This window comes from Micromonospora tarapacensis, from assembly GCF_019697375.1.
GTDB lineage: Bacteria > Actinomycetota > Actinomycetes > Mycobacteriales > Micromonosporaceae > Micromonospora > Micromonospora tarapacensis.
Genome location: NZ_JAHCDI010000004.1, coordinates 5,422,882 through 5,447,093 on the forward strand (window position 1 = coordinate 5,422,882; position 24,212 = coordinate 5,447,093).

The following is a 24,212-nucleotide window of genomic DNA, read 5'->3' on the forward strand; positions in this document are numbered from 1 at the left end:
TTCCTGCGCGGGGCCACCTCCGACAGCGGCGAGCCGCCCGCCGCGCGTGCTGTCCCACGCCACTGACCGAAGATGTGAGAAGGAGTTGTCTGCGATGACCGGTACGTCTGGCCAGGAACTGGCGTGGCTGCTGTCCGGGTTGGTCGGGCGGGTGCCGCACACCCGCAGCGCGTTGCTGTTGTCCTCCGACGGGCTGCCTCGCGCCGCCCACGGACTGACCGACGACGACGCCGACTACCTGGCGGCGATCGCCTCCGGGCTGTTCTCCCTGACCCGCAGCGCCGGACAGATGCTCAACGGCGGCTCCGGTGTGCGGCAGGTGGTGGCCGAGCTCGACGAGACGCTGCTGTTCGTCACGGCGGCGGGCGACGGCGGGGTCCTGGCGGTGCTGGCGGGCCGCCAGGCCGACGTCGGCGTGCTCGGCTACGAGATGTCGCAGATGGTCAAGAGCGTCCGACCGTACCTGGCGACACCCGCCCGAAGCAGCGCCCCGTCCCCCGTCCCGTCATGACCTCCAGCAGCGCGCATCGAGACCCGTGGCTCGACGAGGCGGCCGGGCGCCTGGTGCGCCCCTACACGGTCAGCGCGGGACGGACCCGCCCCACCACGGCGATGGACCTGTTGTCGTGGGTCGTCGCCACCGGCGTGCGACCCCGAGGCACGTTAGAGCCCGACCACGACGTGGCGCTGGGCCTGTGCGGCGCGGCGACCACGGTCGCCGAGGTGGCCGCCCGGATGAGACTGCCGGCCGCGGTCACGAAGGTGGTGCTGTCGGACCTGGTCGCGGTCGGCGCGGTCCTGACCCGCCCACCCAGCCCGGCCGCCGACCCCACCGACCGATCGATCCTGGAGAAACTCCTTGTCGGCCTCCAACAGCGACTCTGACTGGGCACCGCACGCGCTCAAGGTATTGGTCGCCGGCGGGTTCGGGGTCGGGAAGACCACCTTCATCACGGCCACGAGCGAGATCCCGCCGCTGCGCACCGAGGAACTGCTCACCACCGCCAGCGTCGCCACCGACGACCTCACCGGGATAGGAGCGAAGACGACCACCACGGTGGCCCTGGACTTCGGTCGCATCACCATCGACCGCGACAGCGTCCTGTACCTGTTCGGTACGCCCGGACAGGACCGGTTCTGGTTCCTGTGGGACGACCTGAGCCACGGCGCCCTCGGCGCGGTGGTGCTGGTCGACACCCGCCGCCTGCCGGACTGCTTCGCCGCCGTGGACTTCTTCGAGTCCCGCGGCATGCGGTTCCTCGTCGCCGTCAACGAGTTCGACGGCGCCTACCGACACCACCCGCAGGAGGTACGCGAAGCCCTGGGCCTGCCGCCCGCGGTCCCGATCGTGATGTGCGACGCCCGCGACCGACGGTCCGCGACCACCGTCCTGGTGACCCTCGTACGGCACCTACTCGCCGCTCCCTCGCCCACACATGCCAGCTCCGCACCGACCGAGGTAGGTGATCGCGCATGACCAGCGACAACTTCGAACCCCCACCCCTGACTCCGCCCGACCCGGAGGCACCCCAGCGGCTCCACCGGCTGCGGGCGCTCGGCCTCGGCAGACCGGAGCGAGAGTTCGACGACTTCGCCCGCAACCTCGCCGACGTCACGGACATGCCGTGGGCGATGGTGAACTTCCTCGACGAGAACGGCCAGTTCTTCGCCGGCCTCTACACCGGCCGGACCACGCAGCCCGGCGTGTCGGCAGCGGCCACCCCCCTCGAACCCGGGCGCCGGATGTCACGCGACCAAGGATTCTGCCCGCACGTCGTGCACCGGCGACGCGCACTGGTCCTCGACGACGTCTGCGCCTACCCACGGTTCGCCGGCAACCCGGTCGTCGACCAACTCGGCATCCGCACCTACATGGGCGCCCCACTCATCGACCACACCGGCACCACCCTCGGCACGATCTGCGTGGTCGGCACCGAATCCCGCACCTGGGGACAGCAAGGACTCACCACCATCAAGACCTGGGCGGCCGAGCTGTCCGCCCGGATCAGCCAGCGCGAACACCACCTGAGGTAACCGGGCCACGGCCCGACAATCCCGATCGCGCCACCGCACACGAGACACCCTTCGTCGCCTCGCTGCCCAGGCCGGCAGCTCACCTTCCAGGAACTGCTGGTGACCCCGCCACGGCCCTGCCCGTGGCGCAACCCACCGCCACCGACGGACACCGTTGGCGACTCACGAGGAGAGCGGCAGATGGTCGACGGTTACCACCTCACCCCCCACCACACCCGACTACGGGACACGGTCCGGGCGTTCGCCGAGGCCGAGGTCCGGCCCCGCATTGCGGAGCTAGAGGCGGACCGCAGCGTGGCGCGGGCCCTGTCCCGGCAGATCGCCCGCCAAGGGTGGCTCGGCGTCACGATCGACCCCACCTACGGAGGGCTCGGGCTGGGGCACCTCGCCAAGACGATCATCATCGAAGAGCTGTCCCGGGTCTCGGCCGCCATGGGCGCCATGCTCCAGGCGTCCCAACTCGGCACCGCGAAGATCATCCACTTCGGCAACGACAAACAGAAGCGGACCTGGCTGCCCGCCATCGCCACCGGCGATTGCCTGCCGACCATCGCCGTCACCGAACCCGGATCCGGCAGCCACGTCCTCGGCATCACCACCACCGCCGTATCCGACCGCGACGACTACCTCCTCACCGGCACGAAGACCTTCGTCGGTAACAGCCACATCGGCGACCTGCACGGCGTCGTCGCCCGCACCGGCCCCGGCACCCGCGGACTGTCCGCCTTTCTCGTCGAAGCCGACCGGCCCGGCCTACGCCTCACCCCACACGAGCCGAGCATGGGCCTGCACGGCTTCAGCTTCGGCGAGATCACCTTCGACAACTGCCGGATCCCCGCGACCAACCGGCTCGGCGCCGAAGGCGACGGCCTCGACGTCGCCTACTCCTCCAGCGTCCTGTACGGCAGACCCAACCTCGCCGCCGTCGCCCTCGGCATCCACCAGGCCGTCCTCGACACCACCGTCGCCTACGCGACCAGCCAGCGCCGCTACGGCAAACCCCTGGCCGACCTGCCAACGGTGAAGCAGCGCATCGGCGCCATGCAGTCCCGGCTGATGGTCGCCCGCCTGGCCGCCTACCACGCCGTACACCTGCTCGACAGCGGGCAACCCTGCGACGCGGAACTCGTCAACGCCAAACTCATCAACGCCGAACACGCGATCGACTCCGCCCGCACCGCGATGGAAATCCACGCCGCACACGGCCTTCACCCCGCCCAATCGCCTATCGAACGCTACTTCCGCGACGCCCTGCACATCTTCGCCCCCGCAGGCACCTCGGACATCCAACTCCTCCGACTGGCCGAACACGCCCTCGGCACCACCAAACAACCCTGGTCAACCCGGTTCCACTCCTCCGTCCCCCAGCGGAGGCGAAAGCGTGGCGAGGCGAGGCCCACGCCGCGGGCAGGAACGAGCGCAACGGGGTCCCTCGCATGCTGACCACCTCCTGCACCCTCGTCAGCGACCAGCCCACCGACACGCTGCCGGTCCTGGCGACATACCTGCACACGCGACTCGGCACGCCGCCCCGGCCATACGCGGCCGTCAGCTTCGACGTGGACGACACACTCATCGACACCAGCACCAGCCTGGCTCACGGCGTGCGGGCGGGAGCCCAACTCGCGGCCACCCTCACCTCCCGCGTCAACGCAAGCGCACTGACCGACGCCTACCACGCGGCATTCGACGCCCACTGGCGGTATCCCGCCGCAGCGGGCGCCGACGGCCTGCAGGACCTTCGTCGAAGTGTCTGGAGGACGGCTCTCCGAAGCGTCGGCGTCACGCTGGACACCGACGGGCTGGACCGGCTGGTACACGCCTGCGTCACCGCCCAACTCGCCAAGATCACCCCGGACCCGGAACTACGCGGTCTCCTGCGAGCGCTGACCGACCTGGCGCCGGTAGCGGTCTGCAGCAACGGGCACCGTGCATCGATCCAACGCAAGCTGGACAAGGCGGCCCTCACCGAGTTCGTCACGGCCATCATCTGCGGTCCAGACACCGGCCTCGCGAAGCCCGACCCCGGCCCCTTCCACGCGTGCAGCCGAGCGCTGAACGTCGACCCCACACGGTTTCTCCACATCGGCGACAACTGGCACACCGACGTCGAAGGCGCCCTCACCGCCGGCATGATCCCGATCTGGATCACCCGCCAGCCGGCGGCCACCGCGCCGCGACCACCAACCGTGCCCGCGTATCCCACCGTCACCCACGCCATCCGAGACCTCCTGAAGCTTCTCTCTCCAGCACCGCCGGAACGCGGGCCGCGGCTAGCTGATCCGGCCAGCCCAGCAGAGTTCGATCGCTCCTCCGTCACGTCCGGACAACCGACGATGAGGCAACAGCCATGACTCCACTCGACGCGCAGAGCCTGCACCGGCGCAGGGGCAACCCGTGGCGTCCGCCACTGCTGGTCGCCCTGGTCGCCGTCACCATCGCCCTGACGGCAGTTATCGCGTACCAGTTCCCCACCGGAGGCGACCGCCCAGGCGTAGAGACGACGGCGATCCCCGCAGGCCTCAGCACCGTCCCCGGCGGCACGCCGGCCGCCGCCGTGATCACCGCACCGTGCCTCGCGGAGTTGGCTGACACGCTCGCCACGGCGGCCGACGCCAGCAGCTCGGTCAACGCCACCCCGACGAGCCCTGCCACATACGCCCGCACACACACCCGGTCCTGGGCCGCGCAGGACACCATGATCCCGTCGGGGACCAGCAGCCGCACGATCGTCACCACCGAGACCTGGCAGTGGCGGGCCGCCGACGGATCTGGTCGCACTGTCAGCACCACACCCGGCTCCGCCGGCCACACCGTCACCGACTATCCCGCTGAGGGAATCCCCGCACCGCTACCCGAGCCGACCCCCACCGACCCGCGCACCCTCGCCACCCACCTCGCCACGGTGCAGCCGCCCGAGATGGGTCCGCAGTGGATCATCCGCGCGGTCGCAGACGTGCATCTCACCCAACACCCCGCCGCAGCTACCCGGATCGCCCTGCTCCGCCTGCTTGCCACCGCCGAGGCCGTCGTCTGCCATGGCACGGTCGCGGACCGGGCAGGCCGGGCCGGTATCGCCGTCGCCGTCGAGCACCAGCAGGCCCGCGACACCCTGATCATCGACCGAGCCGGCTGGGTCCTCGCCCACGAGAGCACCGACCTCGGCCCGCCACCCGGCATGGACAAGGACGCACCACGTCTGCGCTCGTACACCCTCATCGTCGACCGCTCCGAGGAACCTACGATCGACATGGCCCAGGCCACGCGGTGACCCGCACCCGAACCGGCGCGTTGCTGCTCACCGCGTCACTTCTTCTCACCGCCTGCACCGGCCCCTCCGACGGCGTGAACCCCAACCCGCCGTCTCCGACGACGCCCCCGAACAGCACACCACCGGTCCCGGCCGGACCCGTGCTGACCCGCCTGGCCAACACCCTCGGCGACGCACCCGCCGACACCACCAGCGGCGACTACCAGTACGTCGAACGCCGCACCTGGTACCACGACATCATCGGGCCACCCGGACCCACAGGATGGCCCGAACGGGTCCGCATCGACCAGCTGTGGCGCACCGACGACGCCGCCGACGGCCGACAGATCAGCGTGCAACTCGACAGCGGAAGCTGCACCCCCGACGGCGGAGACAGCAGCTGGACCGGCCAGGCCGGAGATCGGTTCGACCAACCACCACCGAGACAACCAGCTGCCCTACGCACCCACCTGCTCATCGCGAGCGGTCCCGGCGAGACCCGTCCCCAGGACATCGTCGGCGGCATCGCCATGCTCTACGAACGCCACGCGCTCACCCGCCCGGTCCGGGCCGCGGTCCTGCGGCTCCTCGCGGAGCAGCCCGGCCTCCTCGCGCAGCCCAACGTCACCGACCGCTTCCAGCGTCCCGGCGTGGACGTCATCCTGCCGTACACCGGCCGTTCCGGCGTGCCAAGGCGCGACATCCTCACCATCGACGCGACCAGCGGCGTCCTCCTCGCCGCCCGCAGCACCATCACCGGCCCCATCCCACCCCAGGACCCGCGCCTGGGACCCGACACCACAGACGTGATCATCGCCGACGCCGCCAGCTACCGGCTCTACGTCGACAGCCGCCGCACCCCAGACACCCACACACCGGCGGCCGGCTGCCAACACCCCACCCTCCGGCCAGGCGCAGGGCAACGCCTCACAGCAGTGAGCAGTGATAACGCCCATCCGGATTCTCGACCCTCTGGCGGCTTCCAGCACCCATATCAGGGCGTCGATCCGGCCGCGCCGGGGCGGCGCGGTCCCCGCACGCCATCGGCCGGAACGCGCCGTAGGAGAGCCCTGAGGTGAAGGACTCACCAGCGATCGAGAAGCTGCCGCCTCTGCGGGACTACCAACAGGAGGCCGTCGACGCGATCGTGGGAGGCCAGGCCGATGGTGGTCGCGGCCAGTTCCGGGCAGCCTGCGGTAGCGGCAAATCACTTGTCGCGGTGCACGCCGCCGTCCGGCTCTGCCCCACCGGGCTGGTGGTCGTGGCCTGCCCGTCGCTGCCCCTGCTCGCGCAGACCCTGACGGTGTGGGCCGCTACCGGCATGGCGGCGCAGGTCCTCGCGGTGTGCAGCGATGACACCGTCGCCGACACGGCGGTGCGCACGACCGACCTTCACTGTCCGGTCACCACGCGGCCGGGCGAGATCGCGGACTGGGTCCGGCGAACTCCTACCAGCCGTTTGCGGCTGATCCTGGTAACTCATGTCTCCGCGGCTCTGGTGGGCGAAGGGCTGCACGCCGCGGACACCACCGCGAGTCTGTTGGTCATCGACGAGGCGCACCACACCGCCGGATGGCCCGGCAAGCACGTTGCCCTGGTGCACCGTGACGAGCACCTGCCGGCCACCCGGCGGCTGTACATGACCGCCACACCACGGGTCCTCAGCGCACGACGCCGCGCGGGCCGTGGCGGTGAGGACGTGTTGTCGATGGACGACGCGGACGTGTTCGGTCCGGTCCACTACAGCTACCCGTTCGCGAGCGCGATCACCGATGGCTGGCTCGAGGACTACCGCATCGTGGTGATCGGGGTGACCTCCGAGGAAGCGCTGTCGACCCTGCGTCGCCTCGACCCCCACGCCGTCGTGCGTGCCGGCGCGGCGCCGCTGCGCACCGCGGTGGTGCAGACCGCGCTCGCACGCGCTGCCGCCGAGTTCGGTCTTCGCCGGGTGCTGGTGTTCACCCCACGGGTGGCCCAGTCCCAGGAGTTCTCCCGTACTCTGCCGGCCGCCTTGGCTGCCCTGCCTGAGCAGGACCGTCCCAAGGGCCGCCTGACCGTCGGGCATGTCGACGGCACCCAGACGATGGCGCAGCGGCAGATCCATCTGGCCAACCTTGCCGACCCTCCTGAGGACGGCTGGACGGTGATCTCCAACTCGCGGTGCCTGGGCGAGGGCGTCGACGTGCCCGCCGTCGACGCCGTCGTCTTCACCGCCCCGAAGGAGTCCGAGTCCGACGTCATCCAGGCCGTCGGCCGGGCACTGCGCCGCAACCCCGCCGGGTCCGGCATCGCCACGATCCTGCTCCCGGTCCTGCTGCCTGACGACCCCGCCGAGACCACCCGCGACCTGACCGCGGACCTGACCGAATGGACCACGCTCCTCCAGGTGCTACGCGCGCTGCGCGCCCACGACAACGGCTTGGCCGCCGACCTCGACACCCAGCGCACGAAGGCGTCGACGGGGGCCGCGGCGCTGCCGCCGCGGCTGCTCGTCCGCCTTCCCGACGGCTACGCCTCCGAGGACCTGCTCCTGACCCTCACCGTGCGGGTGCTGGAGGAGACCACCTCGGAGTGGCTTGTCGGGTACGCCGCCCTGCGCGCGTTCCACGCCGACCACGGACACCTGCGGGTGCCCGTCGGACACGTACGCCACGGCGTGCGACTGGAACGCTGGGCCGCCCGGCAGCGCGCCGAGTACGAGGCACACCGGCTTCCCCAGGACCGGGTCCAGCACCTCAACGACATCGGCTTCGACTGGACACCCATGACGCGCGCCTGGGAGCGGGGCATCGCCGCCGCCACCGCGTTCCACGCCGAACACGGCCACCTGGACGTGCCCACCAGCCACGTCATCGACGGACTCGACCTCAACCTGTGGCTAGGACAACAGCGCCGCTACCACCGCAAGAACACCCTCCCCGCCAACCGGATCACCGCCCTCACCGACCTCGGGATCGCCTGGACCGTCAAACGCCCCTCCTACCACGACGGCTTCACCGCCCTCCAGCACTTCCACGCCACCCACGGCCACATCCAGGTCCCCTACGGCGCGACCGTCAACGGCATCAACCTCTACGACTGGCTCGCCGCCCGACGCACCGACCACCGACTCGGACGCCTCAACGACGACCGCACACGCAGCCTCGAAGCACTCGGCATGCAATGGTCAATCCGCGACGCCGCCTGGGAACGCAACCTCGCCACCGCCACCACCTTCTTCCACCGCGAAGGACACCTGCACCCACGCAGAGGCCACCGCGAAGACGACATCGACCTATCCCGGTGGATCCATGCCCAGCGCATCGCGCGACGTGACGGCAAACTCCCCCAGGACCGGGTCGCCGCCCTCGACGCGATCGGGATGCAATGGGAGATCGCCAGCGGCTGGACCGGAATGCACCAGGTCACCGCCAGCCGAAGCAGCCGCACAAGCGACGACAACGAACCCACCGAACCCCTTCCCGCACCGTGCCATACGGGCGGGCCGGCTCCACGCCTGCAGCCCGACGTCTCGCTTCTACCCGCGGGACACCGGCACCAGCACCCGCCATCCACCACATCCGAAGGGACCCGCTGATGACGCGCCTGCTGATCGCGACCTACAACTACGAGGCGGGCGGCTACCGCGACGGCACCTTCAACATGCGGCCCTTGCAACAGACGTTCGCCGCCCTCGACGTTCCGCCCGCGATCATCCTCTTCTGCGAAGCCAAGCACTACCGGCGAAACCAACACGAAGGCTTACGCCTGGCGGAGAAAGCCCTCACCGAGGTCCACCACGCCCCCTACACCGGGCTCCTCGGCACCAGCCAGCACGGACCCATCCCACCGGCCATCTTCTACAACACCCACCTCGTCACCCACCTGGCCTGGCCCGGCGACGACCCACACGACCCCGACGTCTTCCCCGACAAACGCAACGTCGGCCGGTTCCGGGTCAACACCACCGACGCCGAGTTCGGCGCCTGGGTCGCCCACTTCAACTCCCGCAGCGGCACCACCCGACTGGAAGAGGCGAAACTGCTCGACCGCTACGGCAACGACCCGCTCCCCTTCATCGGCGGCGGCGACCTCAACTCCACCGCCAGCGGCGGACACCTCCCACAACGAGACTGGCACGCCGCGAACCACCACATCCGCACCCACAAAGGCAAACGGATCGACGACGGCACCCCCGAAGGGCACTGGGAAGCCGACACCGACGCCCTCGACCACCTCATCGGCCGATGGGACCCGACCAGCAACCGCCGACTCGACGGCGCCGGCTACCACGCCGTCGCCGAACTCGCCTGGCTCGCCAACCCCGACTTCGTCATCGCGCCCACCATCATCGACAAGGCCGGTGAAGGCGGCCCGGACCTCATCGACTACCTGCTGGTCAACAACGCCATGCGCTCACACGTTATCGCCAGCAGCTACCAGGTCCACGTCCCCGACGGGCCGCCGTTCCCGTCCGACCACCACCTCGTCACCGCCACCATCGATTTGTAACGGCACCGGCAGCTCTTCGAGCCGGACCCGAAGCTCTACGGCCCCTTCACAACCCTCCTCAGAACTGCGCTGTTCATCACGGCCCATTTCGGATCGCCCGGGCGGACCGTCACGCTGCGGGCCGCGCTTCCATACGAGCCGCGTCAGGCGTTCGGCGCTGAAGCTGGGACGCCCGGTGTCGGCCTACTGGCTGATCGGCTGCTGGATACCTACAGAGACCGTCGGCCGGTCTCTGTAGGTGACGCTGTGTAACAGGTGACCGTCCGACGAAACGCGGATCGGCGTCCGGATCTGCCGAATTGAGTGCGTCAACCAGCCAGCCGGTCGGCGGCCCCCGGAGGCGCTCGGCGTTCGACATCCCAGGCTCGCTAGTCTCGGCCGCGCAGATGCAGCTCGGCCGATGGGATGACTCCACCGGAGTTGTCCGCACCGATCCCCACCGGTGACCCGGCTGGCAGTGTCCAACTCCATCGGCATCCATATCTGCCGCGTCCAGTGTGTGCCGGCTCGTCTAATTCGTCCTAGAGCGGACGGCGAGGTTCGTGGAACCCGCTCCTGCGACATATCGTCGAACGGTTTCACCGGTATCGCTTCACGTGCCGGCCCAGCTATTCTCCAAGCCATGAGCAACGTGGCCGGGGCGAAGGCAAGCCGTGAGGAAGAGATCGCATTTCTGGCTTTAGAGCAGGTGCTCGGGGTCGACATCAAGCTCGCGGATGCTGGCGCTGGCGACAAGAAGCCTGACGGTTCTTGGGTGTACGTCGATGGCCGGGAGCGCCGGGGCATCGTTGAGGTCACCTCACCACCAGCCACAAGCCTGATGGGTGAATGGGCACGCGCGAAGAAGGCAGGACAGCCCCGGACCGAGGGTGGATCGATCCCCTTGCGCTTGAACGAGCTGGCGCAGGTCTGTTCTGAGATGCTCGCGGAGGACTGTGCCCGCGAGAACTTCGACAAACTCTTGGCCGAACCAGCCGATGAGCGACACCTCTTCCTCTTGGCACGGGGTCACAAGGAAGGTGGCCACTACTTCTACCGGCTGTCCGATTCTTATGACGACGGAACAATCGAGCACATCGCTGACATTGTCCTCCCACACGGCATCTCGGACGTCTGGTTCCGAGGTCGGGCACGGCGGGATAGTGACCAACCATTGGGCGTTTGGGAACTATGGTTGGCAAGGTTTCAAGCAGAGTCGGGATGGCACCGCTACGTGGTGCGAATCGAGGAACGGCACCTGCCGTCCCCCAATCCGGGTATCGCTGACGATCGGGCTCCCGCAGATTGGCGAACTCCAAAGGATCGAGCTGTCAAGCTGGCCGGGAACTGAGGTCGGGCTTGATCGGCTTTCGTTCGTTGGCTCGGAGGCGTATGTGCACCCACTCGCCGGCTTGCCCGGCTGATGCGTTTCGCGACCTCAGGCTTCGTCAATTCTTCTCAGTATGGCGCAGCGGGCCATTCGGCGTCAGGTTCCATTCGTGAGCGTGGACGAGCGGTACGCGCCCGAACTCTCCGAGGGCCTGGGCTGCGGCGAGAATCTGCTTCTCTACGATCTCGTCCTCTCGTCCTGTAACTCCCGCATGTTCGAAGAACTTCTGGCAAGCGTCCGCGGTTTCGAGGAATAAAAAAGGTAACTGGTAAAGCGCGAAGTTGGTCCGGTACTCGCGAAATTCTGGTTGCAGGGTGACCAGCTTTCCGCCTGGCTCGCCCCAACTGTTGCGCAAAACCTCGCCCATCGAGAAGTGCAGGGCCCGACTCGCGGCGGCATGCAAGTATTCGTACAGATCCTCATGGCCGGTCTGCTTTGCGACCCAGCTCGCGCTCGGCAGCGTGCGCCCCGACCAATTGAACTGCTCGCGGATCTTCGCCAGCTCGGCGTTGGCACGAGTTAGCTGCTGGTCCTGGGCGTCTAGAAACGTTACCGGGTACCATAGCTCCTGCATCACAGCGTCACCGACGTAGGCACGTTGGGCGAGCAGTGAGCGGATACCGTGGGACCGCCCCATGGCCATAAGCAAATTCTGGGCGTCCTGCTGCGGCAGATCCTTCACCCACAGCATCCAAAGCAACTCATCGAGCGCGGGCCGGACAAACCCGACTGCCAGATGACCTAGCCCGACCTTGGCCAGCACCACGGTGGCGTCAAGCGCTTCGAGCTGACGCCGAAGGATGTAGTTGACCGCAATGCGGCGAAGGTCGGGCCAGGCTGCATCCCAGGTCAGGTCGCCGATGATGAGCGCCTGTTTCGTCGCGGCGATCCACACCTCGACAGCCGCCACCCGCGCTTCGACGTCGACGTTCTCATTCACAGCCACCGAGAAATAATGATATGTCCCTGCCTGCTCACACCGAAGCCCGTTCGCGGCCCGTCCAACGAGCCGACGGTGGGGTCCTGGTAGCGCGGACTGAGCCGTTTTGCGAGATTCTCTTTTGCGGCATAATGAGACGGCAGTCCGACAAGCACTACTTTGCCGCGACGGTCGGTGGCGCTGTCCACAAGATCGCGTGCACGCTTATGCCGCGTTTCGGGCGCGTATGCGTCTGCGATGGGATTGCCGAGCGTAGCCGGAGGGAGTGCTCCGTCTGGGTGACGAGGGGCACTGGGGTCGGCCATCCTGGGCTGCGTCGTCATGTGATTTCTTGTGCGTAACGGCGTACCTCCCTATGCATTCCAACCTGTACGCCCGGGGCGGCATGGCGGTGGGCTGGGCAGCGGCGTGTCCGAGACGTGGGAGCTGCTGCGTGCGGCCCGAGCGGCCCGGGCGACTGGACCAGGTGAACTTGGCCAACAGCGCGGGACTGCTCACCCGGGCCAGCAGACGGTCGAGCGACCCCGGCAGCGTCACCCTTTGACGGAAGGAGATCAGGCCGACAATGTCACCTCGGATCGGCAGCTCAGTTTGTCCAGGATCGCCGTGCCGTAGCTGGTCACGTCACCGGTGCCCATCGTCAGCACCAGGTCTCCACGTCCGGCCATCCGCGCGATCACCCGGGCCGCATGGTCGGGTCTGCTGGGCAGGCAGTAGGCACCGTCGCGCAGTTGGGCGATGATGGCGGTAAGGTCCGCCAGCGGCCGGCTCTCCGGCGCGGTGTCATGCACATCGAGCAGCAGGACGTGGTCGGCGTGGTCCGCCAGGACCCTCCCGATCCGCTCCCCGAAGGCCAGGACGCGGGCATGTCCGGACGGCTGGAACACCACGAACACCCGGCCCCGGGCCAGGGTACGCGCGGCTTCCAGGTCGGCGGCGATCTCGTGCGGATGGGCGGCGTAGGAGTCGACCACCGTCACCCCGGCCCGGGTGTCGACGTGTTCGAACCGGCGGCGCACTCCGGCGAAGGTGCACAACGTGGCACCTATCTCGGCGGGGTCGAGTCCAAGGGCCACCGCGCACGCCATGGCCGCCGCCGCGTTGCCCAGGTGATGCGCCGCCGGAGTCGGCAGGGTCATCCGTACCTGGGTGTCATCCGGCATCCGCACCGTGGCCGACGCGCTCCACCCTTCGGCGTGCACGTCCAGGAGCCGGACATCCGCCGTCCGGTCCCGGCCGTAGCGCAGCACCGTCAGGTCGGGTCGCTCGTCGGCGATGACCTGGGCGGCCACCGTGGCGCCCACGCAGTCGGCGTTGACAACCAGGAATCCGTTCACCACGGTCCGGCACCCGAACGTGACGTAGGCGCGCAGCAGGTCGGCGTGGCTGGTGAAGTTCTCCGGGTGCGCGTCGGTCACGCCGGTGATGACCGCGATCGACGGGGTGAGGTAGTGGAACGAGCGGTCCGACTCGTCGGCCTCGGCGACCAGCAGCCTCGACCGGCCGAGCTGGGCACCGGAGCCGGGCCCGGTCAGGTCGGCGCCGATCAGGTAGGTCGGGTCCTGTCCGCAGGCCCGTAGGATGTGAGCCAGCATGCCGGAGGTGGTGGACTTACCGTGCGATCCGGCCACCGCCACCAGCTGCCGCCCGGCGGCCAGCCGGTCGAGGACCTGCGCCGGGTGCACCACCGGGACGCCAGCGGCACGCGCCGCCCGAACCTCCAGCACGTTGCGCGCGCTCGCCGGGCAGACCACGCAGCTTGCGCCCTCGGCAGGCGCCACGTCGTCGTCCAGGTGCAGGTGCACCCGAACACCGGCCGTGCGCAGCCCCTTGAAAGTGGCCGACTCGCGTATGTCGCTGCCGCTGACCTGGTGGCCCAGCTCGGCCAGCAGCCGGGCCAGGCCGGACAGGACCGGTCCGCCCACGCCTACGAAGTGCGGTCGGGTCAGATCGACCGGGCCGCTGTAGGCCGCCTCGGTGCTCGGGCTACCGGGGATCGTGTCGGTCATGGTGCCGTGCCTCCTTCGACAGAGCTGACGGGTCGGTGACGCGAACGGACGTGTGAGGAGGCCACTCCTTCCCATCCGTCCGCTCCTTGCGTGGCCGAGATGGCGTCGGGTCGCCATCGCGGCCACGCGGGTCCAATCGATCTGCGTCGCCCAATACCGGCCTCAACGACGCAGCCACTGTTGGTCGCTGGTGCGCCCATCCCGCCTGCCGTCGCGGTGCAGACTGCCCCGGCGCCAATCGCCGAGCGGTTCGACACTGAACCCAGGCACTTGCCGACTCTGATGCGGTGGGGTCGCAACGGGGGCAGCTGCCTCTTGCCAGTGCAGCCCTCGGACGCGGTGTCGAACAGAGCCGACAATCGATCTCGACATCCGGGGTCGGGCAGCGATCTTGACCCATGCTCCAGAGGTGGCCCGTCCTTTGAACGGGGCGCGGGGGTTCCGCGCCGTGACCGGAGGCAGCTGGGCAGGTCCCGGCTTCCACCCCCACCATCGAGCAACCGCGACCTGCATACGCACAGCCGCAGCCGCATAAGGTGACGGCATGCCGGGCGCGACTACGCCGTCTGGCTCACACCAGGGTCGGCCGCCGACCCCAGGGAGCACGGCCAGCGGTCGCCTGCCGGATCCGGGCCGGCCGGGCACCGAGCCGTAATGGGGACGGCGTCGGAGGAGACAAGACCGCAGCGACAAGCCACAGCCGCCGACCGACCCGCAGCGTCGATCGGCCCGCTGAGATCGAAGGAGCGCCATGCGACCGTTGATCACGACCAGCCGACTGGACCTACGTCCATTCCGCAGCGGCGACGCTGACGAACTGCACGAGGTGTTCGCGGACCCGCTGACGCACCTCATCGGTGACGGACCGTTTAGCTCCATCGACCAGACTCGGTCGTGGATCCAGCGTCGCGTTGAACTTGAGCGGAACACCGGCCTGCTCTGGTACGCAGTGCGCGAGCGGTCCTGCGGCCGGCTCCTGGGCAACTGTGGCCTGTTCGCAGGCCGTACTGGCATCACCGAGCCCGAGATCGGCTACGAGATCAGGCACGCATTCCAGGGCCTCGGGTACGCCACCGAGGCCGCACACCTCGTGCTGCGGGAGGGGTTCGCCGCCGGCCTACCTCGAATCTGGGCGACGATCCGACCGCACAACACCACATCGCTGCGCGTCGCGACCAAGATCGGCATGAGCGAGCAGTACACGGCAGTCGACCAGAAAGGACCCCTCACCTTCCTGGCCTCGGCCCCGCCGCTCACTCACCACCGATGCGACGACGCCCCCACCGCGGGGTAGGGACCCTTCTCCTTCGCGGCGAGGTGGCGGGCAGCAGGGTGAAACCCGGATCGAGGACGGCAACCGCAGTGCCCGCCATCGAGACTCCTTTCACCGTGTGGGACTTCGTGTCCGCATCCGCCGCCACAATCCGCACCTTCGTCGTCCCGGAACCGAACATCGCAAGCACGGCCTCCGAATCCGCCCCGGCACGGTCAGCCGTGACCACGGCCGGCAGGACAGTCTCGGCCTTGTCGCACCGGACCGAAGAGCGTCTTGGCATGCGCGCCTTCCGGATGCGGGTTGTTCCTATCGACATCGATCTCTAAAGTGCCAGGGTTCAGCGAGGTGCAGAAGCCGACAGGGTGGAAGGGCGTGAACATGCCGTTGACCGACAGCATCGGTGATGATCTGCGGGTGATGGCCGAAGGCGTGGCGACCGCGCAGCAGGGTGTCGCCGGGGTCGACCACGCCGTCGAGCAGATCGCGGCACGGGCCGCCGGGGCGGGCTTCGCGGGCATCGCTGTGGGGCTGGCTCGCGTACGCGAGCAGGTGGGACAGGTCCGCGCACGACTGAGCACGGTCGGTGGGATCCTGGGCGAGGCGTCGCGTTCGGTGTCCGCGGTACCGCAACAGCCGTCGCCTCAAGAAGCCATCGCCGCGCTCGCGCCGTTGGTCGCGGCCCTCGCCGCTGTCGATGGGGCGGTCGAGGTGGCGGCAGCGGGCATCGAGGAAGCACGGCGTCTCGTCGCCGCGGTGCTGCAGGGTGGGCAACCCGGACCGACCCTGGCCCGCCTTCTGCAGGTCAGACAGGGACTCGCGGCGGTCAGGGCCCGAGGAGGCGAGGCACGCCAACATGTCGAAGCGGCGCTCGCGCAGGCCCGGCAGGTCGGTGACCTGGGAAACTGACCACGGGCGGCGGCGTCAGCCGACCGCCCGGCACGAGCGACACCTCCGCGAGCCCAACCCCGGTGCCGGCCGAAACAGAACGGCTTCCGGGCTGGCTGACGGAGGCCGCCCGCGACCTGCCCCAACGGCGAGCGAAAGACCCCACGTCCGGCGTGGCACTGATCAACGGCCGACGGGTGCCCATGAAGTCGGGCCGCGACCCGGAAGCCGCTGCGGACCTCAAACCGGCTTACAAGCTCATCGCCACCACGACCGATCACCTGGAGGCCAAGCTCGCCGCCCGGATGCGCCGCGAACAGGCAACGCACGCGGTCGTGCTGACCAACAACCCGCCGTGCGACTACGAGCCCTACGGCTGCGAGAGGATCCTCTCCCGGTTGCTGCCGTCCGGTGCGCAGCTGACCGTGTACATACGCGACGATGACGGGCGGGTACGTCTGTGGCGTACCTACACCGGTAACGGAAAGGCCATCGCATGAAGGTGACGTGGGCATACGACCGGGGCGACCACCGCGACAACCACGAGGTCGACCTGAGCGACTCCGCCGCCCTGAGCGCCGTACTGCACGAGATCCACCAAGCCGGCGAGCCCGTCGCGGTCACCATCTTCAGCCAAGCGACCGACGATCCGGACGACCTGCCCCCCGGCCTGCAGATCGGCCTGGGCCACCCCACCCACAGCTTCGCCGTGCACATCGCCGACGACGGCGCCTACCTCAACGATCCGACAGTCGAGGCCCCGGCCGCCGGATTCAGCTTCGACCTCGGCGGAGTACCCACCGAGTACCCCGCCGAGCACCTACAGATCCGACCCGACACGGCCATCCAGATCGCGACCGCCTTCCTCGCCACCGGCGGCAAGCCGCCCCGCCTACCCGCCGACACCGAGTAGCACTGGTGGTGCCGGCCGGGAGCGAGCAGGCTCGCGGTTCCCTCGGGACCAGTTGAACGCCCAGCAGGAGACAGCATTCTCGACGACGACGGTTGCGGCACGGCGAGCCCGACAGTGGCCTCATCCCTTCCTCCCCGCACCCGTCGCACACTCTGAGCTTCTTGTCGGTGGCTCTCTGTAGCTTCTGGTGTATGTCTGCGTTGACGTATGAGGTGAAAGACGTCCGGAGTCCGGTCGCCGTGTGGCTGCGGACGACGTTTCCGGCGGCCAAGGAGATCCAGGCGGAGTTCCGGCTCGCGGCTGGCCCGCAGCGGGTGGTGATGCCGGCCGGGGTCGCGCCAGGAACGCAGGGGGCGGCGATCGACTTCTGGCTACGGATGCTCGTTGACCCGCACCCGTCGATCGCCCTGCCGCTGATGGGGCTGCTGTCGGGGAGGGCGCCGTGTCTGCGGGCCGGTCGGGAACTGCTCGCCGACCTCGCGGCCGGGGACACCCCCCGCCGGGTGGCCGACGGCGGGGTGGAACTGCGGATGCGGCCGGCAGGGTTCGCTGAGCGTGGTGATGAGTGGTGGGCGCGGGTGTGTTACGCCCTGGCGCTCCTCGTGGAGCTGTATCGGGCGCCGTCGGTGGAGCATTCCCGACTGATGCGCCTCACCGAGTCGAGCGGCGCCGCGGACCTGCTGGCGCTGGCCACCGATGCGGAGGTGACCGACATGGTCGCGATGCGGGACCTGGCAGTCGAACGTCTGCTGCCAGGGTTGCCGGCGGGGCCCGTGACGACCGGCATGACCTTCGACGGTAGCGCCGACCTCAACGCCGACGCTGACCTGATCGCCGGTGGGATGCTGGTCGACTTCAAGGCCGGGCAGGGCGGCAAACCCCGTGCGGACGGCACCCGCGCCGCGTCCCTGGCGCGTACCGACCTCGACCAGCTCCTCGGGTACACACTGATGGACTACTCGAACCAGTACGGGCTGCACACCATCGCGGTGTATGCGGCGAGGTTCGGCCACCTCGCGACGTGGCCGATCGCCGAGCTGGGCGAACGCATGGCCGGGCACCCGATCGACCTGACGAGACTACGGGCCGAGTTCATGCAGATTCTCCGTGGTCAGCTACCGCCCTACCAGGTGCGCAGAGGCTGGTAGCCCTCCCGCCGGGCAGTCGTGCGGGCAAGACCTGACAACAGCCCGGCTTGGCCACGGCGGTAGGGCTTGTCCGCTACTGCAGGCAAACCCCACAGCGGGAATCGCGTCGCGCATACTTCTCTCATGTCCTATTCGGAACGCGACGTGAGCGGCTGGTCCGAGGCCGTGGCGAACCTGCACGGCAATACCGCACAAGATGAGGGTGACGTGCGGCGGGCATACGAGGCGATGGCCAACGTGTGGTCGGCTTACGGCTACCAGGACGCGCCGATTGAGGTCCTGAGGATGCTCATCGACGCCACCGAGGTCGGATACATGGCCGCCCTGAACGACATCCGCAGCGGCGACCTCGACGACGAGATCACCACGTGGCGCCCGGACCTGGCTGAGCAGTAGTCCCCAGCGAGCCACCGTGCTGGAGGCAGGTCGTGGCGGTGACCGTCGGGATCACGGGCGGTGTAGGACGCAGACGACCTTGCCGAGGATCGTCGCGTGATCGCCAGGCAGTACCGGGTAGCGGGGGTTGCGGGGGACGAGTTCGATGCGTCCATCGCGGGTTCGGTACTGCTTGACGGTGGCTTCCCCGTCGAGCATGGCGGCGACGATGTCGCCGTTGTCGGCGACCGCCTGCTGCCGGACCACGATGATGTCGCCGTCGGTGATGGCCGCTTCGGTCATGGAGTCGCCTCGTACCCGAAGCGCGAACAGCGTGCCCCGGCCGACCAGCTCGGCGGGCAGGGACAGCACCTCCTCGACGTGCTCTTCGGCGAGGATCGGCGTTCCGGCGGCGATGGCTCCCAGCAGAGGCACAGCGGTTCCGCGCGGGGCTTCCGACTTGCCCGGCGGGTCGTCGCCTAGCAGTGGACGTGCGTCGACCGCTCGCGGTCCGCCAGGAGTCCGTCGGATCAGGCCGTGGTGGGTGAGGGTCTTCAGGTGATGCGCCACCGACGAGGGGGAACCGAGCCCAACAGCCGCCCCGATCTCCCGCACCGTCGGCGGGTATCCATGCCGCTGAACCCAACCACGGATCACGTCGAGGATCTGCCGTTGCCGGGCAGTCAACGACACCGGATCGGGTGGCATGTCAGGAGCGGTCACCCCAGGACAATACCGCGAACTTAGAACGAATGTACTAAACAGGTGGGTGGGGTGCGGTCTGCGTGGGTCGTCGAGGCGTGGCCGGCGCCTGGCGCATCCCGGCTTGTGTACGTTGGGCAGGGCGACCACGGGGGGAGCCGCCCTGCCCAACGATGCCGTCACGGTAGACCTGGTCATCAACGCAGGACAATCCCCAGGGCAGCCGACGTCGGCGCCCGTGCGGTTCAGAGCAACCTCATCGGGCGTTTCCCCTGCATTGGCCGTCCAGCGCCGTCAGCAAGCAAACGGCCCGCCGGCACTCAGCGCGCGGGAGCGTCTGGTGGACCGGATGGTTCGGATGCGGTGACCGATGTCGTAGCAAGAACACCAGTCCGGTATCGCGGAATGCGTCGGAGCGGTGTCGGCCGTCGCATCGCGTGAAGCCGGCGAGTTATGCGGCGTCCGGGTGGTCACTCCGGCGGCAGGATCTTCAGATCGGCGTTCATGCGGGAGGCGACGTCGGAATCGAGTTGCGGGCCGTGGGCAAAGGTCCAGCCACCGTCGCGGATGTTGGTGATGGTCTGGGTGAGAGCGCGCCGTGCGTACACGACGCTTTCGTCGCTCCAGAGCACGGCGGTGCCCTGTGAGGTGGTGTGGCTGTTGGTCACGGCTTCGCCGAGCAGGGTCAGGCAGTTGCTGGCGTCGTCGAGGACACCGACGGCCTCCCACTTGTCGCGGCGTCCTGTCGTTAGCCGATCGTGGTTGAGGCTGACGCATCGCACCGCTTGGGCGAGCGAGGCGATGAGCCGGCCGGTGTCCTCCAGCTTGATCACCGCGGGGGAAGCGTCGGCCACTTCGCGTTTCTGCGCGTCGTCCGCCTGCTTGAGGTGGGTCACGAGGTCGGCGAGGTCGACGTTTGGAAGGTGCGACCGTACGTAGGTCTCCTCGCGGATGCCGAGGGTGGCGGCAGCACTGGTGACAAGGTCGGCGAGGATGTCCTGCGCGGTGACCGCCGGAATGTCCAGGCCGCGATGGTGGCCTTCCTCGCGCAGCCGCTCGACCGCTTCCTGGAACTTGGTCATCCGACGCACGCGTCCTCCTGTGGTGGCCTCCATCCGCACGATAGCCGGCCGGCGCATGGGCAACTCGAAAAGCGGTCTACGGGACGGATTTGATAGCCGAGCCAGGTTGAGGCAGTCGTGTCCGCATGGGCCTGTGTCGCGGAGTCGGGGCGGGCTGTCGCATAGGGATAATGCCCGGGTCGCCTGTCGAAGGGGTGGCGGGAGGAGCGGGTCATGCCGAAGAAGCGCACACCTCGTCAGCGTCGCGCCGCGCAGCAGCGCGCACGCCTGCAGCAGCGGCAAGACGTGGCTCGGCAGGAGGAGTTCCACGAAGAGCACGCCCGTCTGGTCCTGGACCGGATGGGGGACCCCCGGTTCGTGCAGCGCACCGTCGGCGCGGACGGCGTTGCCACGTTGACGTGGGACGCGGGGTCCGAGGCGGGTACGGAGTTGCGTGAGGGGTTCCAGGCGCAGTTCGCGGCGTTCCGGGAGAAGTTCGGCCGTGAGCCGGGGCCGAAGGATCCGGTGTTCTTCGACCCTGATGCTGACGAGCCGACCCCGTTGAGTCAGCGGAGCTTCGATGACGCCGTGGACCACATGCTGAAGGCCGCTGAGGACGCGGGGGTGGACCAGGCGCCGATCCATGCCTGGCGGGAGGTCGGCTACCTCGTCACGGAGGAGAACCAGCACCTGTTCAGCGCCGCCGAGGTGCAGGCTTACGCCGACGCCGTGACCCGCCACCGGGGCGACGTCGAGGATATCGACCTTGCGTCGACGGTCGAGCTCTCCGCAGATGGGCTGCGGGACCTGATCGACGAGACGATCACCAGCGGTATGGAGGAACCCGCCTGGCGGATTGGGGAAGCCCTCGACCATGCTGACGACCCTGATGCCGTCGGTCTAGCCGCGACGACCCTGACCGCTGTTCTGATGACCTGGTTGACCAGCGCGAAGGCAACCGCGACCACTGACCTCGCCGGCCCCGCGCTGGGATGGATCCGCCAGAACCTTGATGACGAACCCGCCGACCAGGCATTCCAACTCGCGGGCCTGCTCGGCAGCCCTCTGGCCCCAAACCTGACCGTTAACGAGGCACTCGACCGGCTCGGCGACGCGTTCCTTCCCGCCCTGATCTGGCTCGTCGCCGGGCTGGTCGCCACCGAGGCGAACGGCGACGTGGAATGGCTCACCCAGTTCGACCCCGACATTGGCGACTGAGCCTTCCGCCGCACGTAGGAACGCCGGCCCAACCCATGAGTCGGGCGGTGATCCCATCGGCACCTGAGCTGCGACGCTTCGGTCTCCGCTAACAGGGGTGGGGCGCTCTGGGCGGGCTCCGGGTACTTGCGGTGATGGACGCCGTGGCCTGGTGTCCGAGACGTTGACAAGGCGATCCCTGGTGCCAGAGCGGCTGAAGTCAATGAGGCGAACGGTGGCAGCTGGTGCCGGCCGTGCACGGCCGGCGACGAGGCGGATGGTGTTGAAGGGTGAAAATGTCGTCGTTGAGTGTGGAGCGCCGCGGCGTGGCCGAGGTGCAACTCGCGTTCACCAATCTGAACTGGGCGTTTCGGGAGCAGCGCGAGGCGGATCAGGGTATCGATGCTCTAGTCGAGCTCGATGGTCTGACGACAAACCCCACCGGACGGTACATCGCCGTTCAGATCAAATGCGGACCTACGTTCTTCAGACGGAGGACGCGGATCGGGTGGCGCTTCACCGGAGAGCCTCGGCACCTCACGTACTGGCTGGCCCACCTGATGCCCGTGGTGCTGGTCATCGTCGACACGGAGGCCCGAGTCGGGTACTGGGTTCAGATCAGCGCCGACGCGGTGCGCGAGACCGACCGTGGCTGGTCGATCGAGGTGCCGTCCGCCAACGTACTCGACGCGTCGTCGCATGACGCCCTGCGTGACATCGCGATCGCCGCTCCTTCGGCCAATCCGGATCCTGTCGCGGAGGTTTTGCCGCTGCTACCACCATCCACGGTAGAGATGCTGTCGGCTCTCAGCCGGGTCGACTCCGAGGGCGCGCGGCGGCTCGCGCGGATGCTCAGCGAAGGCCGCGACGACCCGAGGGCGGTCGTGGAGCCGCTCCTTGCCGCGAGCCGGGGTTGGGTTCACGCGACGACGGCGCGGCTGGCGACCGTCGGGGCGTATGCCAACGACCACGGCCACCAGGACCTGGCGATGGAAGCGTTCGCGCTGGCGGCCGACCGAGACCCGAACAACCAACCGCGGCTGCGTGGCATCACGGCGATCATGGCCATCATTGTCGGGGACATGAGCCGAGCAGCCGGACTTCTCCGTTCGACCCAGGGCCCGCAGCGGGCAGAGACGCACCTGCTCATGGACGTCGCCGTCTGCGTCCTCAAAGCCAGTGAATCAGGCAGGGAAGACCTGCTGGAGAAACTACTAATCGATCGGACCGATGGTGAACTCGATGCGGAGCCGACCTGCCTGTCGTTCCTCGCAGAGCGCGCTGCCGGCCGGGGCGACTTCGACCAGGCGCTGGCCTTGTATGACCGCGTCTGCGAACAACAACCGACCAGCACCAGCGGCAAGCTCGGCCGGGCCAGGGCGCTCATGGAGCGCCTGCTGCGCGGCGCCACGCCGCTACCGTTCCGCGACCAGCAGGAGGTAGTAGCACTCGCCACATCCGTCCGTGACGACCTACGGCGATGGGCTGGACCCAGCGAGACCGTACATCGCCTCCTCGTACAGGAGCGCATGCTCGTCGGCGCGTTCATGGAGGTCATCGAGCTGGCCACGCCCACCGCATTCGGCGGCCACGCAAACGACCGTGAAGCGAGCGACCCTGTCGTGGCGATCGTGGGCGCCCAGGCCAGCATCGCCCTGGACGACCGCATTCGCGCCGTCCGGTTCGGCGACGCCATGCGGGGCACACCCACCGAACCACTGATCCGTGCGCTCGCCGCGGATTCGTGCCAACCCGCCACCGCTACGGTCGCAGTGTGGCGGATCGCGCTCGACAACGCGGACACCACGCTCGCCGCCAGGATATGCCTGAACCAACTCGCCTCCAGAGGCGCACTCGACCCGACAGACCTCGACCGGGTGGCGGCGTTGGCGAATCTCGATGACGGCGACCGCGTCGCTTACACCGCACGCAACGCCGCTGGTAGCGGTAACCTCGACGGCGCTGTCACTCTGCTGCGGTCTGCATGGTCACCCGCTGCGGGAGAGTTGCTGATCGAGGTCCTTCGTGAGGCGGGACGCTACGACGAGGCCCTCGTCGTGTGCGACGAGACCTGGACGGGATACGGGGCGCTGAAGGCGCTGCAGGAGAAGGTCAACATCCTGGCTATTCGGGGCGACCTCGACGGCGCCGACGAGTGCGCCAAGGACCTACTCGCCACCGGCGAACTCGCAGCCGAGCATCGCAAAGCCCTGCATCGCCGCCTCATAGAGCGCAGAGCCACGCGAAACGACTGGGCTGGTGTGGAGGCCTGCTGCCGGGCAGCACTCAAAGACGAACCCGCCGAACATGATCACGCATGGGCGCTGATCATCTCTCAACTTAACCAGAACCGTTGGGACGCGGCATGGACGTCATATCGCCATCTGCGACCGGACGTCACGGATGCAGGCGTCATCCACGCCTGGGTCGACCTTCACCTACGCTTCGACAACACGTCGCGAACCAGAGCCGCCGCTACGATGCTGGCCAGCCGCTTCGCGCATCAGCCGTTCGCCCTTACTTCACTTGGAAGGCTCACCGACCCGGCAGGGTGACGACGCC

24 protein-coding genes are annotated in these 24,212 nt (G+C 68.6%); 20 read left to right on the forward strand and 4 right to left on the reverse strand.

The window, feature by feature from the left end; all coding sequences use genetic code 11:
- Positions 1 to 94 precede the first annotated feature (94 nt).
- The 11 genes from KIF24_RS31040 to KIF24_RS31090 all read left to right on the forward strand — a co-directional run bounded on the left by KIF24_RS31040 (position 95) and on the right by KIF24_RS31090 (position 11,105).
- Positions 95 to 511 (forward strand): roadblock/LC7 domain-containing protein, encoded by a 417-nt coding sequence (locus KIF24_RS31040; protein ID WP_221087052.1) that lies wholly within the window; start codon positions 95 to 97, stop codon positions 509 to 511.
- Complete coding sequence (locus KIF24_RS31045; protein WP_221087053.1) at positions 508 to 885, forward strand: DUF742 domain-containing protein; 378 nt, start codon at positions 508 to 510, stop codon at positions 883 to 885. Before KIF24_RS31040 ends, KIF24_RS31045 begins: the two co-directional genes overlap by 4 nt.
- Positions 860 to 1,477, forward strand: a complete 618-nt coding sequence (locus tag KIF24_RS31050; protein ID WP_221087054.1) for a GTP-binding protein — start codon at positions 860 to 862, stop codon at positions 1,475 to 1,477. The genes KIF24_RS31045 and KIF24_RS31050 overlap by 26 nt, the downstream gene beginning before the upstream one ends.
- On the forward strand, positions 1,474 to 2,034 hold the full coding sequence (locus KIF24_RS31055; protein ID WP_221087055.1) for a GAF domain-containing protein: 561 nt from the start codon (positions 1,474 to 1,476) through the stop codon (positions 2,032 to 2,034). The genes KIF24_RS31050 and KIF24_RS31055 overlap by 4 nt, the downstream gene beginning before the upstream one ends.
- A gap of 180 nt (positions 2,035 to 2,214) precedes the next feature.
- On the forward strand, positions 2,215 to 3,477 hold the full coding sequence (locus KIF24_RS31060; protein ID WP_221087056.1) for an acyl-CoA dehydrogenase family protein: 1,263 nt from the start codon (positions 2,215 to 2,217) through the stop codon (positions 3,475 to 3,477).
- Complete coding sequence (locus tag KIF24_RS31065) at positions 3,471 to 4,388, forward strand: HAD family hydrolase (protein WP_221087057.1); 918 nt, start codon at positions 3,471 to 3,473, stop codon at positions 4,386 to 4,388. Before KIF24_RS31060 ends, KIF24_RS31065 begins: the two co-directional genes overlap by 7 nt.
- Positions 4,385 to 5,305, forward strand: a complete 921-nt coding sequence (locus KIF24_RS31070; protein ID WP_221087058.1) for a hypothetical protein — start codon at positions 4,385 to 4,387, stop codon at positions 5,303 to 5,305. Before KIF24_RS31065 ends, KIF24_RS31070 begins: the two co-directional genes overlap by 4 nt.
- A complete protein-coding gene (locus tag KIF24_RS31075) occupies positions 5,302 to 6,363 on the forward strand; it encodes a hypothetical protein (protein ID WP_221087059.1) in 1,062 nt (353 codons plus the stop codon). Before KIF24_RS31070 ends, KIF24_RS31075 begins: the two co-directional genes overlap by 4 nt.
- Positions 6,360 to 8,861: a DEAD/DEAH box helicase gene (locus KIF24_RS31080; protein ID WP_221087060.1), complete on the forward strand. Its 2,502-nt coding sequence runs from the start codon at positions 6,360 to 6,362 to the stop codon at positions 8,859 to 8,861. The genes KIF24_RS31075 and KIF24_RS31080 overlap by 4 nt, the downstream gene beginning before the upstream one ends.
- Positions 8,861 to 9,775, forward strand: a complete 915-nt coding sequence (locus KIF24_RS31085) for an endonuclease/exonuclease/phosphatase family protein (protein ID WP_221087061.1) — start codon at positions 8,861 to 8,863, stop codon at positions 9,773 to 9,775. Before KIF24_RS31080 ends, KIF24_RS31085 begins: the two co-directional genes overlap by 1 nt.
- Before the next feature lie 622 nt (positions 9,776 to 10,397).
- The gene (locus KIF24_RS31090; RefSeq protein ID WP_221087062.1) at positions 10,398 to 11,105 is read left to right on the forward strand and encodes a hypothetical protein; all 708 of its coding nucleotides are present in this window, start codon (positions 10,398 to 10,400) and stop codon (positions 11,103 to 11,105) included.
- A 97-nt stretch (positions 11,106 to 11,202) separates the two neighbouring features.
- Here KIF24_RS31090 and KIF24_RS31095 read toward each other — a convergent pair whose 3' ends face one another.
- Together KIF24_RS31095 and KIF24_RS31100 are read right to left on the reverse strand one after the other, a co-directional pair.
- Positions 11,203 to 12,090: a DUF5677 domain-containing protein gene (locus KIF24_RS31095; RefSeq protein ID WP_221087063.1), complete on the reverse strand. Its 888-nt coding sequence runs from the start codon at positions 12,088 to 12,090 to the stop codon at positions 11,203 to 11,205.
- Positions 12,091 to 12,638: 548 nt separating this feature from the next.
- Positions 12,639 to 14,093: a UDP-N-acetylmuramate--L-alanine ligase gene (locus KIF24_RS31100; protein WP_221087064.1), complete on the reverse strand. Its 1,455-nt coding sequence runs from the start codon at positions 14,091 to 14,093 to the stop codon at positions 12,639 to 12,641.
- Between the two features lie 751 nt (positions 14,094 to 14,844).
- On the opposite strand from KIF24_RS31100, the gene KIF24_RS31105 reads away from it, so the two are divergent.
- The 7 genes from KIF24_RS31105 to KIF24_RS31135 all read left to right on the forward strand — a co-directional run bounded on the left by KIF24_RS31105 (position 14,845) and on the right by KIF24_RS31135 (position 18,711).
- Positions 14,845 to 15,387, forward strand: a complete 543-nt coding sequence (locus tag KIF24_RS31105; protein WP_221087065.1) for a GNAT family N-acetyltransferase — start codon at positions 14,845 to 14,847, stop codon at positions 15,385 to 15,387.
- 68 nt (positions 15,388 to 15,455) lie between these two features.
- A complete protein-coding gene (locus tag KIF24_RS31110) occupies positions 15,456 to 15,695 on the forward strand; it encodes a hypothetical protein (protein ID WP_221087066.1) in 240 nt (79 codons plus the stop codon).
- Between the two features lie 19 nt (positions 15,696 to 15,714).
- Positions 15,715 to 16,275 (forward strand): DUF6244 family protein, encoded by a 561-nt coding sequence (locus KIF24_RS31115; RefSeq protein ID WP_331461336.1) that lies wholly within the window; start codon positions 15,715 to 15,717, stop codon positions 16,273 to 16,275.
- 62 nt (positions 16,276 to 16,337) lie between these two features.
- Positions 16,338 to 16,754, forward strand: a complete 417-nt coding sequence (locus KIF24_RS31120) for a DddA-like double-stranded DNA deaminase toxin (protein WP_331461337.1) — start codon at positions 16,338 to 16,340, stop codon at positions 16,752 to 16,754.
- Positions 16,751 to 17,167: an Imm1 family immunity protein gene (locus KIF24_RS31125; protein ID WP_221087067.1), complete on the forward strand. Its 417-nt coding sequence runs from the start codon at positions 16,751 to 16,753 to the stop codon at positions 17,165 to 17,167. Before KIF24_RS31120 ends, KIF24_RS31125 begins: the two co-directional genes overlap by 4 nt.
- Before the next feature lie 191 nt (positions 17,168 to 17,358).
- A complete protein-coding gene (locus tag KIF24_RS31130; RefSeq protein ID WP_221087068.1) occupies positions 17,359 to 18,315 on the forward strand; it encodes a hypothetical protein in 957 nt (318 codons plus the stop codon).
- A gap of 123 nt (positions 18,316 to 18,438) precedes the next feature.
- A complete protein-coding gene (locus KIF24_RS31135; protein ID WP_221087069.1) occupies positions 18,439 to 18,711 on the forward strand; it encodes a hypothetical protein in 273 nt (90 codons plus the stop codon).
- Between the two features lie 51 nt (positions 18,712 to 18,762).
- Here the strand turns inward: KIF24_RS31135 and lexA are convergent, their stop codons facing one another.
- Together lexA and KIF24_RS31145 are read right to left on the reverse strand one after the other, a co-directional pair.
- A complete protein-coding gene (gene lexA, locus KIF24_RS31140) occupies positions 18,763 to 19,398 on the reverse strand; it encodes a transcriptional repressor LexA (protein ID WP_230417227.1) in 636 nt (211 codons plus the stop codon).
- A 464-nt stretch (positions 19,399 to 19,862) separates the two neighbouring features.
- Complete coding sequence (locus KIF24_RS31145; protein WP_221087071.1) at positions 19,863 to 20,474, reverse strand: hypothetical protein; 612 nt, start codon at positions 20,472 to 20,474, stop codon at positions 19,863 to 19,865.
- A gap of 213 nt (positions 20,475 to 20,687) precedes the next feature.
- Here KIF24_RS31145 and KIF24_RS31150 point away from each other — a divergent pair, with 213 nt between their 5' ends.
- Both KIF24_RS31150 and KIF24_RS31155 read left to right on the forward strand, forming a co-directional pair.
- On the forward strand, positions 20,688 to 21,671 hold the full coding sequence (locus tag KIF24_RS31150; protein ID WP_221087072.1) for a hypothetical protein: 984 nt from the start codon (positions 20,688 to 20,690) through the stop codon (positions 21,669 to 21,671).
- Positions 21,672 to 21,946: 275 nt separating this feature from the next.
- Positions 21,947 to 24,205 carry a DUF4365 domain-containing protein gene (locus tag KIF24_RS31155; protein ID WP_230417228.1) on the forward strand — a complete coding sequence of 753 codons (2,259 nt, stop codon included), beginning with the start codon at positions 21,947 to 21,949 and terminating at the stop codon, positions 24,203 to 24,205.
- Positions 24,206 to 24,212 lie beyond the last annotated feature (7 nt).

Bases quoted from the DNA above. Each gene is read 5' to 3' on its own strand.
- KIF24_RS31040 (WP_221087052.1), top strand. From the start codon at position 95: ATGACCGGTACGTCTGGCCAGGAACTGGCGTGGCTGCTGTCCGGGTTG.
- KIF24_RS31045 (WP_221087053.1), top strand. From the start codon at position 508: ATGACCTCCAGCAGCGCGCATCGAGACCCGTGGCTCGACGAGGCGGCC.
- KIF24_RS31055 (WP_221087055.1), top strand. From the start codon at position 1,474: ATGACCAGCGACAACTTCGAACCCCCACCCCTGACTCCGCCCGACCCG.
- KIF24_RS31060 (WP_221087056.1), top strand. From the start codon at position 2,215: ATGGTCGACGGTTACCACCTCACCCCCCACCACACCCGACTACGGGAC.
- KIF24_RS31065 (WP_221087057.1), top strand. From the start codon at position 3,471: ATGCTGACCACCTCCTGCACCCTCGTCAGCGACCAGCCCACCGACACG.
- KIF24_RS31070 (WP_221087058.1), top strand. From the start codon at position 4,385: ATGACTCCACTCGACGCGCAGAGCCTGCACCGGCGCAGGGGCAACCCG.
- KIF24_RS31085 (WP_221087061.1), top strand. From the start codon at position 8,861: ATGACGCGCCTGCTGATCGCGACCTACAACTACGAGGCGGGCGGCTAC.
- KIF24_RS31090 (WP_221087062.1), top strand. From the start codon at position 10,398: ATGAGCAACGTGGCCGGGGCGAAGGCAAGCCGTGAGGAAGAGATCGCA.
- KIF24_RS31100 (WP_221087064.1), bottom strand. From the start codon at position 14,093: ATGACCGACACGATCCCCGGTAGCCCGAGCACCGAGGCGGCCTACAGC.
- KIF24_RS31105 (WP_221087065.1), top strand. From the start codon at position 14,845: ATGCGACCGTTGATCACGACCAGCCGACTGGACCTACGTCCATTCCGC.
- KIF24_RS31125 (WP_221087067.1), top strand. From the start codon at position 16,751: ATGAAGGTGACGTGGGCATACGACCGGGGCGACCACCGCGACAACCAC.
- KIF24_RS31130 (WP_221087068.1), top strand. From the start codon at position 17,359: ATGTCTGCGTTGACGTATGAGGTGAAAGACGTCCGGAGTCCGGTCGCC.
- KIF24_RS31135 (WP_221087069.1), top strand. From the start codon at position 18,439: ATGTCCTATTCGGAACGCGACGTGAGCGGCTGGTCCGAGGCCGTGGCG.
- lexA (WP_230417227.1), bottom strand. From the start codon at position 19,398: ATGCCACCCGATCCGGTGTCGTTGACTGCCCGGCAACGGCAGATCCTC.
- KIF24_RS31145 (WP_221087071.1), bottom strand. From the start codon at position 20,474: ATGACCAAGTTCCAGGAAGCGGTCGAGCGGCTGCGCGAGGAAGGCCAC.
- KIF24_RS31150 (WP_221087072.1), top strand. From the start codon at position 20,688: ATGCCGAAGAAGCGCACACCTCGTCAGCGTCGCGCCGCGCAGCAGCGC.
- KIF24_RS31155 (WP_230417228.1), top strand. From the start codon at position 21,947: ATGTCGTCGTTGAGTGTGGAGCGCCGCGGCGTGGCCGAGGTGCAACTC.